The sequence below is a fragment of the Sphingobacterium sp. UBA3549 genome, assembly GCF_002376635.1.
Classification (GTDB): domain Bacteria; phylum Bacteroidota; class Bacteroidia; order Sphingobacteriales; family Sphingobacteriaceae; genus Sphingobacterium.
The window spans coordinates 386,488-404,748 of record NZ_DFOE01000037.1; the positions used below are offsets into that span (position 1 = coordinate 386,488).

The window sequence follows — 18,261 nt, forward strand, 5'->3', positions numbered from 1 at the left end:
GTCAAATTTGGCTGTTAATTACCATTTATAGCTTACACCAATGCCTGGAGCAAAAATATTAGTCGCATAAGTCCCCGAAAGACGGCTCTCAATATTGGTTGACTGGCGAGCCATGATACGCTGATAAGCAAAAGAACCTGTGACGTCAAATTTTGGGGATGGTTTTATTGTAAAACCCCCAGAGATTAAATATCGGGTGTTATCTGGTGTCTCTGGATAAACATAGGCGCTCTGTTGTACTGGAGTGGCGATATAGCCCCCTCCTACACGCAATTGCAAACGGTCGGAGGCAATATACTCCAAACCTGCTTTGATCGATCCTGCTTTATCATAATTTTTTGGCGAATGCGTATCTTGTAAGACAGGCGTATTTTCTTTGTAGTCAAAATCCAGTGCCTTATAAATGTCGTAATTGATTAGTGTTGCATCGATCGCCATTTTTAGCTTTTCCGAAAGCGGGAAGGCTATTCCGGCAGCAAAAGTGGATGGAAGAGGTAACTCAGCACTGAATTTGTTACCCGCAGGAAAATTACTTGCCACCGATTCCGGCACGTCAAAAGTTGCATCCCCATTTTTAAGTTTAGTGACAACTTTCGAGCGGTAACTTAAAGAGATGGAAAATTCGTCTTCTAAATTGTAGTGGATACCTACGTTATAGCCTGTACCTGTACCGGTCCCCTTTAAGGTTGCAAGTCCTGCATGACCATCCGGATAGAATACAGGAACTGAATTTTCCAGGTCTACCGTACCGACGTTATAGACGAAACCACCACCGACACTAAAATTTTCAGTCAGTTTGAAACTTAATGTAGGTTGAATATAGATTGCGCGTAGCGAAAGGCTAACTAAACTGAATTTACCAACCCAATCCTTTCCCCAATCGACAGCCCCACCATATGGTGTATAAACTCCAATACCGGCTTTCCACCAGGAATTTTTAGGCCCAAATGCAGCAAATACTGAAAAAGGAGTGGATATTTGATTTCTAGTATTGTAAACAACGGTGCTTCCAACCTCTTGAAAGGCAGATTTGTACATGACAGCATTCCCAGCAACGGAAATGGCGTTATGATCCATTTTTGCTAAAGCACCCGGACTATAAAAAATGGAAGACTCATCTAAAAAGTAAGCAGAACCTGCTCCCCCCATTCCCACAGCTTTGGGACTTTGTAGATTCACTTGAGATCCTTGTGCAAACAGGAGTGACGGGCTTGCACAAAGTATTGAGAATAGTAGTTTCTTCATACTAGTGTTTATTTTTGGTTAACATTCCTCTTTCAAATACAATGCTAACATAATAAATGTTTGACTAAAATTAATAAATGTTGTGTAATATTTTTTTTGCTCGTACCTTTAAGTGCAAGGATAACAAAATTAAACGATCATAATTATATGGCTACAATTACATTTAAAGGCACTCCAGTAAATACAAAAGGCAGTTTACCTCAGGTTGGCGAGCAAGCACCTGATTTTAAATTAACTGCAGGCGATCTTTCCGATAAGTCTCTTGCAGACTTTAAAGGAAAAAAAATTGTGTTAAATATTTTTCCTAGTGTCGATACAGGAACTTGTGCTGCTTCTGTACGTGCATTTAATCAAGAGGCTTCTCAGTTGGATAACACGGTCGTATTGTGTATATCCAAAGACTTACCTTTTGCGCAAGGACGTTTTTGTGCAGCAGAAGGTTTAAATAATGTGGTGACATTATCAGAATATAAAGATTCAAACTTTTCTGATGCTTATCAATTGACTATCGCCGATGGTCCTTTGGCAGGTCTGTTGAGCCGTGTGGTCATCACATTGGATGAAAACGGAAAGGTATTGTATGAAGAGCAAGTTGCGGAAATTGCAGACGAGCCCAATTATGCAGCAGCCATTGCTTCCTTGAATTAAAGGCGATGGCAGAACGAATCAAAAAGCGCCTTCGCATATTGCGAAGGCGCTTTTTGATTTTAAGTGGAGCTTGTTCGCTGTTATCTTGTTTTCTCCAAAGCCTGCAAGATATCGTTGATAATATCTTGTTGATCTTCCAAGCCCACCGATAGACGGATACTGCCGGGTTTGATGCCTAAATTGAGGCGTTCATCTTCGGATAGTTTAGAGTGTGTGGTGGAAGCAGGATGCGTAGCGATCGATCTTGAGTCGCCTAGATTGGACGTGTATAAGATCATCTCCAACTGGTCCACAAAAGCTTTCGCGCGCTCGAAGCCGCCTTTGACAACCAACGTTACAATGCCGCCACCGGCTTTCATCTGTTTCTTGGCCAGTTCATATTGTGGATGGCTGGGCAAGAATGGATATTTGACATCTTCAATCTCTGGATGATTTTCCAAAGCTTCAGCCAAAGCCAATGCGTTGGAACAATGGCGGTCCATACGGATGCCCAAAGTGTCCAAACTTTTTGATATGATCCAGGCATTGAATGGGGATAACGCCGGACCTGTATGACGGATGAAGAACATCAGTTTGTCGATAAGCGCTTGTTTGCCGACAACAATCCCACCCAAAACACGGCCTTGCCCATCCATATACTTCGTCGCCGAATGGATAACCAGGTCAAATCCATACTGAATGGGTTTCTGAAGATAAGGTGTGGCAAAACAATTGTCGATAGAAAGGATAATATGGGGATATTTCTCTTTGAATTTACCCAACCATTCCAGATCCACCAATTCCAACCCGGGGTTAGAGGGAGATTCTAGAAAGATAATTTTTGTATTGGGCTGGATCGCTTTTTCCCATTCTTCGGGATTTGCTGCATCCACATAAGTCGTGGTCACTCCCCAGCGGGGGAATAGCTCCGTAAATAACTGGTGAGTAGACCCGAATATTGCGCGTGAAGAAACGATATGGTCTCCACTTTCAATAATTCCCGCAAAGGAAGCAAATACGGCCGCCATACCGGACGCAAATGATAAGCCTGCTTCTGCACCTTCCAGAATACACACTTTATTGATGAATTCTGAAGTATTTGGGTTGGCATAACGGGAGTATATCATCGCATCCTCTTCGCCAGCAAAGACCGCCCGACCTTGTTCAGCGCTGTCGAAGATAAAACTTGATGTAAGGTATAAGGGGGTCGAATGTTCGCGAAGTGCAGAACGATCGACCTGTTCACGTATGATTTTAGATTGATCTTGTTTCATGATATGTAAAGGTACGAGATGAAAATTTTATATCCACATTTTTAAGTAGTGAAATCATTTATTTTCATCAGATTTCCAAGGGTATTTTTCTGCATGTTAAACTTGTTTGCCTGCTCACAGTGGATCATAGTTGCTATTGAATTGCCACAGTTTCAGTCGGACCAAGCGATTGTCGGGTATGCTTAGCGGTATTAACATTCAAGACTTTTTATCCGCGAAGTGATTTTGGGGTTACAATCGTACGCAAATGTTACATACAGCATTTTGTAAAAACTTCTTATCTTAGGGCTTTACAACCTAATTTTCTAGCACATAAATAAAGACTATGTTGACAATCTTGTTATCCTCCATTTTACTTTCCAGCGGAACTGTAGCCAAGTCAGATACTTTAAAAGCTTATGGGGCTTTGCCGACCGAGCGTCAATTAAAGTGGCAGGAGATGGAAACGTATTGTTTGATCCATTATACACCAACAACTTTCCAAAACAAAGAATGGGGTTACGGTGATGCACAGCCTGCGTTGTTTAATCCTTCGGCTTTTGATGCGAACCAAATTGCGCAAGCTGCAGCGGCCGGTGGTTTCCGGGGGCTAATTAGTGTGGCAAAACACCACGATGGATTCTGTTTATGGCCAACCAAGACGACATCTTACAGTATTGCCGCTTCACCATGGAAAAATGGAAAAGGTGATATGGTCAAAGACTTTATGGAGGCGACCCACCGGAATGGGATGAAATTTGGTGTATATCTTTCTGCTTGGGACCGTCACGATGAACGTTACGGTACTCCAGCCTATGCCGATGCGTATAGGCAACAGCTCACTGAATTAATGAGCAATTATGGTCCATTGTTTACCTCTTGGCATGATGGCGCAAATGGTGGGGATGGCTTCTATGGTGGACATGAAGGGAAGCGCATCATCGATCGCACAACTTACTATGAGTGGCATGAAAAAACTTGGCCTATCGTACGTAAATTACAGCCCCAGGCGGTGATTTTTTCAGATATCGGTCCGGATATGCGTTGGGTTGGCAATGAAAGAGGATATGCGGCCGAAACATCATGGGCAACTTTTACGCCCATTGGGTTAAACGGAAAAGTCGCTGTTCCGGGTGCAACAGAATCACACAATGCCGAAACGGGCGACCGTAATGGTAAATATTGGATACCTGCTGAATGTGATGTGCCTCAACGCCCCGGATGGTTTTACCATGAGGAGCAAAATAGCCGCGTAAAAACACCGAACGAACTGTTTGAAATCTATCTGAAATCTGTAGGTAGGGGAGCCTGCATGAACCTGGGCTTAGCACCGATGCCCTCCGGTACATTACATGAGCACGATGTGAAGTCGTTGCAGGCTTTTGGAAAGAAAGTGAAGGAAACTTTCCGTACAAATCTAGCCAAAGGGGCAAGCATTACCGCATCAAATACACGTAATGACGACAGTACAACCTACAGTACAGCGTTTATTATCGATGACGACCGCTATAGCTATTGGGCAACAGACGATGCCAAAACATCGGCTACGCTAGAAATTAAATTACAATCACCGGCTAAATTTGATCTTATCCAGTTAAGGGAGAATATTAAGCTGGGGCAACGTATCGATAGTGTTTTCGTTGAGCGATGGGAAAATAACAGCTGGAAGCCCTTAGCCAAAGCAACAAGCATTGGTGCAAACCGCCTGATCAAATTGGAACAGCCGCAGACTGCAAGTCGATTAAGGCTACATGTTTATGCGCCTGTAGCGATTACGCTCAGTGATTTTGGATTGTTTAAGGAATATGATGAGCCATTTGCCTTTCGCACAGAAGAAGTCAAAAAGCTACGCGGTTTTCAGATTAAAACCGGCAGATCTAATGCCAATGCCTATATGTTGGATGGAAAGGCGAATACTTTCGCTACAGTTGCCGATCAGGGCGTAATTGTTGTCTCCACAGACAAACCTGTTTCTGGTATCGGCTTCCTTCCTCGTCAAGATGGAAAGCATGTTGGCACACCAACACAGTATCGCATATCTACCAGTGCCGACGGTAAAAAATGGACTGTCGCCAAAGAAGGAGAGTTCTCTAATATTAAAGCAAACCCAATTTTACAACAGGTGTTTTTTGATACCAATAGCGCAACCAAGTTTATCAAATTTGAGCCCAAGCACTTTATAGAAGGCAGCGAATTAGCCATAGCAGAATTTGAATTGTATGGTAAATAGAATTTTAATGCTCATCGTGGTATGTGCCAGTCATACCACGATGCTTTTTGCTCAGCAACTGCCGCTTGTACTTCGGTATAATAAGCCCGCTAAAGTCTGGGAAGAAACTTTGCCACTGGGAAACGGACTTATCGGCATGATGCCGGATGGCAATCCCCATCAGGAAAAAATTGTACTCAATGAGATCAGCATGTGGTCGGGTAGCCCCGAGGATCCCAATAAGGATGAGGCCTATAAAAATGTCGACGCCATTCAGGCACTACTTAAAGCGGGCAAAAATGATGAGGCCGAAAAGCTGGTCAACGAAACTTTTGTTACGAAAGGAAAGGGTTCTGGATTTGGCAACGGAGCAAATGTACCCTATGGCTGTTATCAACTGTTCGGCAACCTATTACTGGATTATAAATTGCCAGCCGGAACAGTGGAAGACTACAAACGCTCATTGGACTTAGCGACAGCGTCTGCGCAAACTTCATTTAAAATCAATGGGCAGCAGTTCCAACGAAACTATTATACATCCTTTGATAAAAATGTTGGACTTATCCAACTGAACCAACCGAAAGATAAGGTACAGAAGGTTGACCTATCGTTCCAGCGCCAAGAAAATATCGACCGGTACACCCTACTGAATGATGGAATTCTAATTGAAGGATCATTACCCGATGGAAAAGGTGGTAAAAACCTGAAGTTTGTCGGCTTAATTCGGGTAAAAGGTGAAAATCTGCAGATCAGCAAAATGGATCAGGTTTTGCAAGTATCGGTAAAGGGCAATCTCACAATCTATTTTTCCGCAAGTACTTCCTATTATGGAAAGAATCCAATACCTGTTGTCAAGGCAAATGTGGAAGCGGCAAAAATCGCTGATGAACAAAAAATATACCGCAACCATCTTGCTGCGTACCAAAAGATCTTCAATCGGGTAAAACTCAACCTATTTGGCAATGCAGCCAATGATACTATTCCTACGAATGAACGGATAGCAAATTTCTACAAAAATCCAGTACAGGATCCAGATCTGGCGACGATTTATTACCAATTTGGGAGATATTTGAATATTTCAAGTGCTGCTCCGAAAAGTACAAATTCACTTCCCCCTAATTTGCAGGGCCTATGGGCAAATGAAATCAATACACCCTGGAATGGTGACTATCATCTCAACATCAATGCACAGATGAATCATTGGGGAGTAGAGGTCAACAACCTGACGGAATATCATCGGCCTTTTATCGAGCTGATCAAGCGTATTGCTAAGACGGGTGAACAGACCGCAAAGGCATACTATAATGCACCGGGATGGGTGGTTTATATGATGACCAATGTATGGGGGTATTCTGCTCCGGGCGAGCAAGCTTCCTGGGGAGCTAGTACGGCTTCGGGCTGGCTATGTAATCATCTTTGGGAACATTATCTCTTTACCGGTGATAAAAGTTACCTCAGCGAGATTTATCCGATATTAAGAGGAGCTGCCGTGTTTTACGATCACACGCTTGTTCGAGACCCTAAAACAGGGTGGTGGGTGACGTCGCCGTCGGTATCGCCAGAAAATGCGTTTCGGATGCCCAATGGGAAAGTTGCTGCGGTGGTGATGGGCCCTACAATTGATAACCAGATCGTTCGGGAATTGTATCAGGCGTTGATTCAGGCAGATTCTATTCTTAAAAAGAAAGACATTTTTGTTGATAGCCTCAAATTGAAGTTAAAAAATATTCCACCGCCTGTGGTCGTTAGCGCATCTGGGCGCGTGATGGAGTGGCTGGAGGATTATGAGGAAGTTGAACCTAAACATCGGCACGTATCGCATTTATATGGCCTATATCCAGCAGCATTTATATCGCCACAAACAACGCCCGAATGGGCTGAAGCGGCGCGTCAGACGCTCGCTGTACGTGGGGATGAAGGAACAGGCTGGTCGAGAGCCTGGAAGATATTGTTCTGGGCAAGACTGCAGGATGGAAATCATGCGCTCGAGATTCTAAGACAGCTACTCAAACCGGCATATTGCAATGAAACGACTTACCAAGGTGTTGGAGCGGGCACTTACCCCAATTTGTTCTGCGCGCATCCACCTTTCCAGATAGACGGAAATTTTGGTGGAGCAGCAGGGATTGCCGAGATGCTCATTCAGAGCCACAATGGTTATATCCACCTATTGCCTGCCTTACCCAAAGCTTGGCCAAAAGGGGAAGTTAAAGGTCTCAAGGCCCGAGGAAATTATACCGTAGATATCACATGGGAGAATGGGAAAGTCTCCGCATTGCAGATTAAAGGAAAAAAAGGAAAGATTCGACTATTTGAAAATGGAAATTACAGGGATTATGAAGTGCGTTAACTATGTGTGTTTGATAGCTGTGTTGGCCTTGGGGACAACAAGCTGTTCCCAACGCACAGAATCGGAAAAGAAAGCGGCAATAGCGAAGAGTTTCAGTTACACGATCACCGGAAAAACCACTGCCCCGGATGGGACGCAGGTAAGCCTCGTGGATCACGACAATACATTGCAGCAATTTGTAAAAACGGAGGTCACTAATGGACAATTTGTTCTGGAAGGCGAATTGGCTATGGCGGGATTTTACGATATCCAGATCAAGGGAATGGAACCTTACACGTTAGTTCTCGAAGGTGGAAGCGACTACGAGCTGAACGAAGAACATGGGAAATTTACGTTGATTACATCTTCTTCCAATGCTAAAGATTTTATGCAGTTCAATGCGAAATATCAACAGCGTGAACAGGAAGAAAAAAGTAAAAGCACCAATAAAAGTCAACGGATAAAGCAGCTGGAGGGGCAATTGCCTTCGATGGCAGCAAGAAACGACGGTTCTTATGAAAAAGCGGTGGATGAAATACAGCGGTTGAGCGGCACTGGCGCATTTAACCCACGCACACTTTATGCCGATTTTATTCTCGACAGTACCCACCGTTTCTCCTTGCTATTGCCTTATTTTTTTAAGTACGTATCGCTCGACCAGACAAATTATAAGAAATTTGATGCGGCATTGCAGGGCTTCGATGTTGAACTACAGAAACACCCTTATTTCAAATTTGCCGGGGAAAAGGTCGATAAGGTGAAAGATTTTTATGAAAATATGCCGGTGTTCCCATCGATAACGCCGATGAATGTGCAAAGGGATACGCTGAACCTGAAAGATGTTTCAAAATCAAAAATGTTGATTGCCGCATTTTGGAAAGCATCAAATAGCAATAGTCAAGCTGATATCAAGATGCTTCGGACAAAGGAAGCGCAACTGAATGCCCTAGGGGTAAAGGTTATTTACTTTTCGCTGGATAAGGATCTGGACAAATGGATGAAAGCAAGCAAAGATCTTGCCCTGGGAAAACAGAGTTACTTTTTAAACTACAACGATCAGGCTATGATGGAAAATAATTTTGGGATAGACCGCACACCAAGCTATTTGTGGATTAATCCGGAGACGCTCCAGATCTTATCTTTGAGCGGTGAAGATCCAGCGATGCCACCGTTTCTCGAGAAGGTAAGGGAATTTCTTGCTAAAAATTAACGTTTATTGTCTTAAAAAGTCCTATATTTGAAATAACTGTTTAATATTTGTTATTTCTATACCTAATGAAAGTTGTTCAATTTACAGTTCCGGTAGTTTACCAAGGATCTATTTGTGTGCAGGAAGACATCCTGCCTTCATTTTACAGCAATTACCACCGGCACAAGGAGATCCAGCTGACCTATATTTTAAAAGGCCGGGGAACCTTTATGATCGGCAACTTTACGCACAGTTTCGAACAGGATGAAATCTATATTGTGGACGCGGATGAACCGCATATGTTCAAAACGGGAGAGGATGTAAAGGATGGCATACATGCGATCCATATTTTTTTCGACTATGAACATTTTAGATCTTTCTTGGACTTCCCCGAATTTGATGATGTTAAGTATTTTTTGGAACACATCAATGTCAGTAAAAAATTGGATGCGGAACATGCTGTAGCATTAAAAGAAAAGTTTGTACACATCAATTCCAGCGCGGGCATCGATCGGCTGCTGTCGTTGGTAAAGCTGATTAATTTTTTGAGTAAAAAAGTAGATCAATGGACTTCGCTGTATACTGGTATCCCACAAAAGAAGTTTTCAGATGCCGAAGGATTGCGGATCAATGAGATATTCCAATATACTTTTCAGCACTTTGGAGACAAGATTTCCCTGGAAGATATCGCTGCGGTAGCACACATGACACCACATGCGTTTTGTAAGTATTTTAAAAAGCATACCCGGAAAACCTATGTTACTTTTCTCAATGAAATCCGAATTGAACGCGCCTGCAAAATGTTGATTGATGAATCTTCGGAGAGCGTTTCAAACATCGCATTTAAGACGGGATTTAATAATGTTGTGAATTTTAATCGGGTATTCAAAAAAATAACCAAACTCTCGCCGAGTGAATACCTGCAGGAACACCGCATGCGCGACTAGCGCGTTTGATGTTTCAGCGAGTCGTTCGCAATTGGCAGATCCCCATCTCGTCCGATTAGAAGCGCAGTTAAACGTGAAAGATGACGTTGATCTTCACTGTACGAATAATCCAGCCAAACTTTGTAAATCAGCAGCGGTATTCCCAAAAAGCAAAAATGAGTTGTAACATTTTGGTTACTATTTTGGATTTAAATAATTTATGAGTTAATTTTATTCTGCCGGTTAATTAACTTATAAATCATTTATATTTATGAAAAGAAAATCCAAGTCAACTTGGGGAATTCTTTCGGGTGTATTCATCCTGGTTTTAGCCGCATTGCCTTCGTGTAAAAAGCATGCAAAACTTCCCGATGAAAACAATGAAACAATTCATGCCGTAAAATTCAAGATCAAGGATTTTGAAACGATTGTTACTCCGCTAAAAAAACAAGCAACAAGCACAAATCGGGCTGCCTTAAGCAAAGCCGCTTCCGAAAACGAGTTGCTACTGTATCATTGGACCTTTGACAACAGCAACACCATTCCTGAGGCTGCGCTAGATGAAGGTATCTTAATCGATTACAACGATGGAAAGACAGATTATGATTTTCTGGCCGGCTGGCCCACAACGGGGAAAGCCATTAGTTTCAAAGGTGCTAGAGAGATCTTGATTAAAATTCCTACCCAAGGTATTCGTTCCATAGGCAGCTGGGTATTTGATGCAAATAGCTCAAGCACAGGTCCAAGGACGCTCTTATTGAGTTACTCTTTGGATAAGGGAAATAATTTTTCGCTGCTCTCAGATACCATCAAGTATCCCTCAAATCTATCGTTGTCAGGAAAAGTCGCCGTGAACACCTCTTTGGCAGATATACCCCTAGGGTACAGTAAGGAGCTTTGGTTGAAAATTTCACTATTGGCTGGAAATAGAGATGGTGGAGCCGGTTATAGTGCAACGACAGGCACTTTTAAGATGGATAATTTGATGATTTATGGTCAAGTAAATCCAGAAGCGCTACCCAGCAAATTTTACTATCATGTTTTCGATGCGCATTCAAAGGCAATGGTTACCTCAGGGGTGCTTAACTCGCAGGGCGCTTTTGATTTAGAATTGCCGAACGGCACCTACTATCTGAGCCTGATTGCCAAAAATTCAACATTGCCTCTGGTGATGTCGGAGGCCGCTGATTTTGAACACTTCTATGCTACGAATCCTTTTTCTGAACAGTCTGCAGAGTTATTTGCCGGTCGGGATACTTTTGAAGTGAAGGGTGTTACCGAGCGGGTATTGAACTTAAATCGTATCTACAGCGAGGTTAAACTGACATTTACCGACACGGAGGATCTAAGTATAATAGATAGTATACAGGTGGAGCAGCTTCATCCTGCATTTCATTATTATCCCTTTATAGCACGAAGTAATGATCAGCTCGATAAAAGTATGTTGACTATAGTCCCACATTTTACAGCAGAAAATCAAAGTTTTTCTTTCAATCAATTTATGGGCTATTATTTAGAAAACAAGGTCATTAAATATCAGTTCCGCGTTTTCAGAGCAGGTCAGTTACTACGTACATTTGAATTAGGTAGCGAAATCCGAAACAATGTTCAAATACAATTTAAGGGCAAATTGTTGGAATCTGCCCATGGAGCACTGGGTTTCCAGATCTTGAAGAACGAGCGTTGGGATGATCATATTGTGATAGCATACTAAGTAAAGCTTTTTCATCTACCATCTAGCCTCCCTACATCTATAATAGAAAAAAGGTGTCCAATATTGGACACCTTTTTTCTATTATAGCATTTTGGCTATATTAATTTTTTTAGCATGGTATTCCAACCAGCTAGGTCATTAATTATTTTTTCAAGATCGGCAATGGCAACACGTTCTTGTGCCATAGTATCCCGGTGGCGGATCGTGACAGTGTTGTCTTGCAAAGAATCGTAATCAACTGTGATACAGATCGGCGTTCCGATAGCATCCTGACGACGATAACGTTTTCCGATAGCATCTTTTTCGTCGTACTGAACATTGTAATCGAATTTCAGCGTATTCAATATTTCTCGCGCTTTTTCTGGCAAACCATCTTTTTTGGTTAATGGTAAAATTGCAGCTTTTACCGGAGCCAATGCTGGAGGGAATTTCAATACAACGCGCGAATCTTGTTTTTCTTCCGTAGAAAGATCTTCCGTTACCAGGGCGTTACATAATACAGTTAAGAAAAGGCGGTCCAATCCAATGGACGTTTCAATCACATACGGAATGTAGTTTTGATTGATCTCCGGATCAAAATATTGCATTTTCTTTTTAGAAAATTCCTGATGTTGTTTCAGGTCAAAATCTGTGCGCGAGTGAATACCTTCCACTTCTTTAAAGCCGAATGGGAAGTTGAATTCGATATCAACAGCCGCATTGGCGTAGTGTGCTAGTTTATCGTGATCGTGGTAACGGTAGTTGGAAGGATCGAAGCCTAAAGCCAAATGCCATTTCAGGCGAGTCTCTTTCCATTTATTGTACCATTCCAGTTCCGTGCCTGGGCGGCAGAAAAATTGCATTTCCATTTGCTCGAATTCGCGCATACGCATAATAAACTGACGTGCGATTACTTCATTCCTGAAAGCTTTACCAATTTGGGCAATACCAAAAGGAATTTTCATACGTCCTGTTTTTTGTACGTTCAGGAAGTTGACGAAAATACCCTGTGCAGTTTCAGGACGAAGGTACACTTGATCTGCACCGTCAGCCATAGCACCCATTTGGGTTGCAAACATCAAATTAAATTGACGTACTTCAGTCCAGTTTTTGGTGCCTGAGACTGGGCATACAATGTTATGTTCTTCAATAATACTTTTCAGAGCGGCTAGATCGTCTGCATTCAATGCGGTATTCAACGACTCTAATAGTGCTGCTGCTTCAGTCGTTTTACCATCAGCTTCATAACGCGCAATTTTATCTTCGATCAATTGATCTGCACGGTAACGTTTTTTTGAATCTTTATTGTCGATCATCGGATCGTTGAAACCATCGACGTGACCAGAGGCTTTCCATGTTGTGGGGTGCATAAAAATTGCGGCATCGATACCAACAATGTTTTCGTTCAACTGCACCATGGATTTCCACCAATAAGTTTTGAGGTTGTTTTTTAGTTCCGAACCCAATTGACCATAATCGTAGACGGCACTTAATCCGTCATATATTTCGCTCGATTGAAATACAAAACCGTATTCCTTCGCGTGTGATACTACACTTTTGAAAAAGTCGTCTGTCTGTTTGCTCATAAGTGGCAAATATAGATATAAGTATTTAGATTTTAAACGCCTAAATCGCGGATCTGCTGAGACGCATTTTTGTTATCTACTTTTTTGATTATATGTTGGATAATACCATCCGCATCAATCACAAAGGTAGTACGTGCTGTGCCCATATACTTTTTTCCATACATATTTTTTTCGACCCATACACCATAAGCCTCGACGAGTTTCATGTCTTCATCGACAAGCAACTGAAAAGGGAGCTCATGTTTACTGATGAATTTTTGATGTGATGCTTCATTGTCCACACTTACGCCTATGATCTCAAAACCATCTTTTTTCAAAGACTGATAATTGTCCCTGAAGTTGCAGGCTTCTGTCGTACAGCCAGGTGTATTGTCTTTGGGATAAAAATATAAAATAACCTTTTTCCCTTTAAAATCGGAAAGATGGACGGTCTCGCCATGTTGATTTTTTGCACTGAAATCCGGTGCTTTCTGTCCTACTTCAAGTGTTGCCATAATACGTTGTATTTAGTCTATTAAGATACGATTAATCTCTTAAAACCGCTGATTTATTACCGAAAATCAGGACTCTATTTCATAAATGAAGCTTCGTATGTCTTTACATTTCCTTTGTTGTCTTTCACTTCAAGTTTAAAGTCGTGTCTGCCGCTGCTGAGGTCTGGTTCGAAGTCATGCCAGATATGTCTTGTTTTAGGATCATATTTCATTAACGCCCATTTCCCATCAATATAAGCGTCAAAAGTAGCTATACCCGATAGATTGTCGCTGATGGTAAAATCGATGGAGCGTTGATTAGATACATTCTTGCCGTCAGTCAGGTTACGCGCAATGATATTCGGTGCAATGGTATCGACAGCGATGTAAAAACCACCAAATTCGCGTACATTGGCTACCACCCAGCCGTTCTCATATTTACCCCCTTGTGCACCGCCATCAGAAGAAACGATCAAGGCTTTGTCATACAGGTTTTCAGACAGGGTGTAGTCGGGTTTGATCATGAGCTTGTAGTATCCGAAGACCGGTGTATACACGTTGTGGATATAGTGCATTGCCGAGTAACCCCTTGCTGGTTTTGTTCCTTGTGTATAATTGAAGTAAAGGTCGTCATACAAGATGTTTTTGCCCATGTAAATACGCGCGTTCTCGGCTTCATATTTGTTTTCGTCGGCATAGTGAAACATTTTAAGGCCCTTCGCAGTTGGGCGGCTGATTGACAGCGACAGATTGTTTTGTACCTTAAAATTCAATTCACTCGTATTCCCTTGAACATCTTTAACCACATATTTTACATCATGGACCTCATTGTCTTTCAACGTTATTTTACCGAGGTTATCCAAGTTTTTAAAGATGTTGATCGGGTTGTTTGGATCTTTGAAGCTCTTTTGCACGCGTACCCCCGACTTTTTTAAGTAAGGGTAGTCTACGTAGGACTGTATCGCACGGGTCTGATCAAAAGGAATGGATTCGAACAGTACCGTGCTGATGTTTTTATTATCCAAAAATAGTTCAATCGAATACACGCCATACGTAAAGGAGATGCCTCTCCGTTTATCAACGGTGTTGATTCCTAATCCAAAGGTGCCATTCACAGGTATCGGCGCTGTACTCGCTAAGCTATAGGTACCATTGCCGGCCGACTTGATCGTTTGATGTCTTCGAGGAGTATTTTCGTCGAATATTTCGGAACCTAAATCGTAGACCGTCATACCGCGGATAATCGGTTTTACACCGTCTGGAAACAACAGGCCAAACAATTGCGGATTAAGCGGCAATTGTGCTTTTGTATCCCGGATCTCGAAATGAAGATGTGGGCCAGCTGAACCACCGGTATTTCCTGAATTGGCAATAAATTCACCTTTTCTTACAGGAACTTGGTTGGGTTTGAGAAATACATCGACATCAAAACGTTTTTGTTTGTACTGCTCATCTTTGACGATTTTCGCAAGATCCGAATTGAAACTTTCGAGGTGCATGTACACAGAAGTATAACCATTCGGATGATCAATGTAAACATAATTGCCCCCACCACCAATTTGTACCCGTACACGGGATACAAAACCTTCTGCTGCCGCGTGTACAGGTATATTTATACGTTGTTGTGTACGGTAATCGTCTCCGCCATGAAAATGCGTCGCGCGCAATTCGCCAAACGATCCCGAAGCCTGCGGAGGAATATCCATCGGGCGGACAAAATAATTCTGTGGATAATTGCGGCTTTTGATAATATCTTGTCCCTTGATTAGACCTGTCATGCAGGCCAGCAGGGAGAGCATTGCTGTCGTTTTTTTTATCATGCTATTTCCCAGCTATTTGATTTTACAGCTAAACATCTTCTGTTCGCCAATGAAACCTTCCAATAAATCGCCGATGGCTACAGATCCGACACCAACTGGAGTTCCGGTGTAAATGAGGTCACCTTTGCGTAGGGTAATAAATTTGGAGGTGTAGACAATCAGATCTTCGTAGGAAAATATCATGTCCTTGGTATTTCCCTGTTGAACTGTTTGCCCATTTTGCTGCAGGGAGAAATCAATCGAATTTACTTCCGCAAATTCTTCTTTAGGAATCAAGTTGCTGATGACTGCCGAATGGTCAAATGCTTTTGCCAATTCCCAGGGAAGGCTTTTTGCTTTTAATTCTTGCTGTACATCCCTGGCGGTAAAGTCAATCCCCAGGCCGACAGCATCGAAATAAGTTGATGCAAATTTTGGTGTCACATGTTTTCCTTCCTTACATATCCGAAGGACGACTTCGGTTTCAAACTGGATATTTTTTGAAAATTCAGGATAATAGAAATCTTTGTTATCCTTTAACACCGCAGTATCAGGTTTTAAAAATATAATGGGAGTTTCAGGGACTGGATTATTGAGTTCTTTAGCGTGGTCGATGTAATTGCGACCGATAGCAATTATTTTCATGATATAAATTTTTAAGGCGATGAAGCTTTTAGATTTCTTAGCGAACACTTAAGCTCGACGTCCATCGCATATCTCTGTTAAGCGGTATTCCTTCTGTATAGCTCACTTCAACAAACTTAGTAAATGTCCAAACCTTATCCAAAAATGATGATAAACAACCTATATTATCCACTAAGTCAAATGGTCTATTTGCATAGGGTTTAGTTAGGGTTTGTTTAGGGTTTAGTTAGGGTTTGTTTAGGTATAGCCTAATTAAAACCTAACTTAAACCTATCTAAATTCTAATTTATTACTAAACTAAGTCAAACATTGATGGCTATTATTTGTTAGGCTGTAAAATAGATTATAGCATTACAATAAAAAGGTTTAAAAATGGCAATATTAGAAGATGGTCCGAATGGTGGTTTTCGTGGTAAAGTGGGCTCAGTCTATGGTTATAACCTCAATGGCAAATGGGTGATACGCGGTTCACGTAGAAAGAGTTCCAAACCTCCAACTCACGCGCAATTGACACATCGTGAAAAAATGAAATTGGCCGGTAAGTTTTGTGGCTGGATAAAGCCTATTGTTAATTTTGGGTATCAATTTGAAGAAGCTAAAAAATCGGGGCTTGGGAAATTTCAGCTTGCACAACAGCAGATTCTCAAAAACGCGATTGATTTGGATGTCGAAAATAGACCTGTTATTAATATGGAAAAAGTGCAGGTATTTGTCGGGGAGCTCATGTCACCCGAAGGTGTTGAGGCTCGATGGGAGGATGATCTGCTGAAATTACACTGGATACCGAATCCGAAATACAGGGATAGCACTTTTAAATTAAATTTGGCCTTGGTCAGTTTGGATAGGGAGGGGGATCTCAAAATGGCTATCGCGGATGCATGGCAGGGTGAATGTACGGTTGAGATCCCGAGATTTAAAATGGACAAATTTGATTATCATGTCTACATCGGTTTTTGGGATACCTATCAAGGTGTACTCTCCAATTCGACCTATTGCGGTGTCATTTAATAGGATTTTTCAGCCTACTTGTGTATCTTTAACACTATGGATAAAATTAAGGCAGTGTTATTTGACCTAGACGGAACGTTGATTGATTCGGAATATTTCTATTTCAAAAATTGGGCGCCGATATTAAAGGATGAATTTAATTTAGTGATCAGCTACGAAGATTGGATTCGTGATTTTGCAGGGCATACTTTAGCACATAATGTCAAACGATTGGTCGATGACTACGGCTACGATACGACGGAAGAATATATGTGGAAGCGTACACGTGCAGCTTATGCCGATTCCAACATGAGCGACATTGAATTGATGCCGGATGCCCGGGAAATCTTAACGTTTTTGAAAGAGAGCGGCATTCATATCGGACTTGTCACCTCCAGTTTCCGCAGTACGGTAGATACGGTTTTGGGTAAACATGGGCTTTTGGATTATTTTGAATTTTTCGTTACCCGTGAGTGCGTCGAATTTCCCAAGCCTAATCCGGAGCCATACCGTTTGGCATTGACGAACTTAAACTTAGCAGCGGATAGTTGTGTGGCTATTGAGGATACGATAACTGGAAGTAAATCGGCTTTGGGCGCGGGTATGCGGTTGATTGCGGTGACGAAACAGGAGGTAGAACGTGCTAGACTAACAGCTGTGGATAACATTGTGGAAAACTTATCTGAAGCAAAAGCGCTGTTATCACAATGGATTTAAGGATTGCCGGATAATTTAATCGTTTTAGCATTTGTATTTTTATTTGGATATACGTAATATTACCGAATTGTAAATGGAATTCTGATTATGAACCGAAGAACCGCGATAAAGCAATTTTTCATTGTAGCAGGCGGACTGACGATTTTGTCGTCCTGTCTGAATGATGGTGGTGCATCCATTGTATTGAATAAGCTGAAGATTTCGGCGGAGGATGAGCAGTTTTTGGGCAGTCTCGCCGACGTATTGATTCCCAAATCGGATACACCGGGAGGAAAGGATCTGAATCTGCATCTTTTTGTCATCAAAATGGTGGACGATTGTGAGTCGCCAGAAAATCAGGCTAAATTTGTAGCAGGTTTCAACGCGTTGAAGAAACGGTTAAATTTGGCAAATGGTTCAGAGACTGCGGCCACATTGATGGCGTTAAAAGACCAAACCGACGAGAAGGCTTTTTTTGAAACTTTCAAATCACGTGCAATTCAGGGGTATATGAACTCAGAATATGTGATGAAGAATAAGGTGATCTATAAACTTATTCCGGGTCCGTATAATGGTGAGGTAAAAGTTAAGGCGTAAATAGCAC

General features: G+C 41.9%; 15 protein-coding genes. 9 read left to right on the forward strand and 6 right to left on the reverse strand.

Annotation, left to right across the window (positions count from 1 at the left end):
* Positions 1 to 18 precede the first annotated feature (18 nt).
* The gene (locus tag B2W36_RS20425; protein WP_293883995.1) at positions 19 to 1,245 is read right to left on the reverse strand and encodes an OmpP1/FadL family transporter; all 1,227 of its coding nucleotides are present in this window, start codon (positions 1,243 to 1,245) and stop codon (positions 19 to 21) included.
* A gap of 147 nt (positions 1,246 to 1,392) precedes the next feature.
* On the opposite strand from B2W36_RS20425, the gene tpx reads away from it, so the two are divergent.
* Positions 1,393 to 1,893, forward strand: coding sequence for a thiol peroxidase (gene tpx, locus B2W36_RS20430; RefSeq protein ID WP_293883993.1), 501 nt, complete (start codon positions 1,393 to 1,395; stop codon positions 1,891 to 1,893).
* 80 nt (positions 1,894 to 1,973) lie between these two features.
* On the opposite strand, the gene B2W36_RS20435 is transcribed toward tpx, so the two are convergent.
* Complete coding sequence (locus B2W36_RS20435) at positions 1,974 to 3,146, reverse strand: trans-sulfuration enzyme family protein (protein WP_293889390.1); 1,173 nt, start codon at positions 3,144 to 3,146, stop codon at positions 1,974 to 1,976.
* A 325-nt stretch (positions 3,147 to 3,471) separates the two neighbouring features.
* Here B2W36_RS20435 and B2W36_RS20440 point away from each other — a divergent pair, with 325 nt between their 5' ends.
* From B2W36_RS20440 to B2W36_RS20460, 5 genes are all read left to right on the forward strand, one after another.
* The gene (locus B2W36_RS20440; RefSeq protein WP_293889391.1) at positions 3,472 to 5,355 is read left to right on the forward strand and encodes an alpha-L-fucosidase; all 1,884 of its coding nucleotides are present in this window, start codon (positions 3,472 to 3,474) and stop codon (positions 5,353 to 5,355) included.
* On the forward strand, positions 5,345 to 7,684 hold the full coding sequence (locus B2W36_RS20445; protein WP_293889392.1) for a glycoside hydrolase family 95 protein: 2,340 nt from the start codon (positions 5,345 to 5,347) through the stop codon (positions 7,682 to 7,684). Before B2W36_RS20440 ends, B2W36_RS20445 begins: the two co-directional genes overlap by 11 nt.
* Positions 7,671 to 8,873: a DUF4369 domain-containing protein gene (locus B2W36_RS20450; protein ID WP_293889393.1), complete on the forward strand. Its 1,203-nt coding sequence runs from the start codon at positions 7,671 to 7,673 to the stop codon at positions 8,871 to 8,873. The genes B2W36_RS20445 and B2W36_RS20450 overlap by 14 nt, the downstream gene beginning before the upstream one ends.
* A gap of 65 nt (positions 8,874 to 8,938) precedes the next feature.
* Complete coding sequence (locus tag B2W36_RS20455) at positions 8,939 to 9,799, forward strand: helix-turn-helix domain-containing protein (RefSeq protein WP_293889394.1); 861 nt, start codon at positions 8,939 to 8,941, stop codon at positions 9,797 to 9,799.
* Between the two features lie 250 nt (positions 9,800 to 10,049).
* Positions 10,050 to 11,492 (forward strand): hypothetical protein, encoded by a 1,443-nt coding sequence (locus tag B2W36_RS20460; protein ID WP_293889395.1) that lies wholly within the window; start codon positions 10,050 to 10,052, stop codon positions 11,490 to 11,492.
* Positions 11,493 to 11,587: 95 nt separating this feature from the next.
* Here the strand turns inward: B2W36_RS20460 and B2W36_RS20465 are convergent, their stop codons facing one another.
* The 4 genes from B2W36_RS20465 to B2W36_RS20480 form a co-directional block, all read right to left on the reverse strand.
* Positions 11,588 to 13,057: a glycine--tRNA ligase gene (locus B2W36_RS20465; protein WP_209578146.1), complete on the reverse strand. Its 1,470-nt coding sequence runs from the start codon at positions 13,055 to 13,057 to the stop codon at positions 11,588 to 11,590.
* A 32-nt stretch (positions 13,058 to 13,089) separates the two neighbouring features.
* Complete coding sequence (gene bcp / locus B2W36_RS20470; protein ID WP_209578147.1) at positions 13,090 to 13,551, reverse strand: thioredoxin-dependent thiol peroxidase; 462 nt, start codon at positions 13,549 to 13,551, stop codon at positions 13,090 to 13,092.
* A 74-nt stretch (positions 13,552 to 13,625) separates the two neighbouring features.
* The gene (locus tag B2W36_RS20475; protein ID WP_293889396.1) at positions 13,626 to 15,350 is read right to left on the reverse strand and encodes a M23 family metallopeptidase; all 1,725 of its coding nucleotides are present in this window, start codon (positions 15,348 to 15,350) and stop codon (positions 13,626 to 13,628) included.
* A 12-nt stretch (positions 15,351 to 15,362) separates the two neighbouring features.
* Positions 15,363 to 15,974, reverse strand: coding sequence for a fumarylacetoacetate hydrolase family protein (locus B2W36_RS20480; RefSeq protein ID WP_293883978.1), 612 nt, complete (start codon positions 15,972 to 15,974; stop codon positions 15,363 to 15,365).
* 372 nt (positions 15,975 to 16,346) lie between these two features.
* On the opposite strand from B2W36_RS20480, the gene B2W36_RS20485 reads away from it, so the two are divergent.
* From B2W36_RS20485 to B2W36_RS20495, 3 genes are all read left to right on the forward strand, one after another.
* The gene (locus tag B2W36_RS20485; protein ID WP_293889397.1) at positions 16,347 to 16,982 is read left to right on the forward strand and encodes a DUF6266 family protein; all 636 of its coding nucleotides are present in this window, start codon (positions 16,347 to 16,349) and stop codon (positions 16,980 to 16,982) included.
* 36 nt (positions 16,983 to 17,018) lie between these two features.
* A complete protein-coding gene (locus B2W36_RS20490; RefSeq protein ID WP_293883975.1) occupies positions 17,019 to 17,678 on the forward strand; it encodes an HAD family hydrolase in 660 nt (219 codons plus the stop codon).
* A gap of 87 nt (positions 17,679 to 17,765) precedes the next feature.
* Complete coding sequence (locus B2W36_RS20495) at positions 17,766 to 18,254, forward strand: gluconate 2-dehydrogenase subunit 3 family protein (RefSeq protein ID WP_293889398.1); 489 nt, start codon at positions 17,766 to 17,768, stop codon at positions 18,252 to 18,254.
* Positions 18,255 to 18,261: the final 7 nt, after the last annotated feature.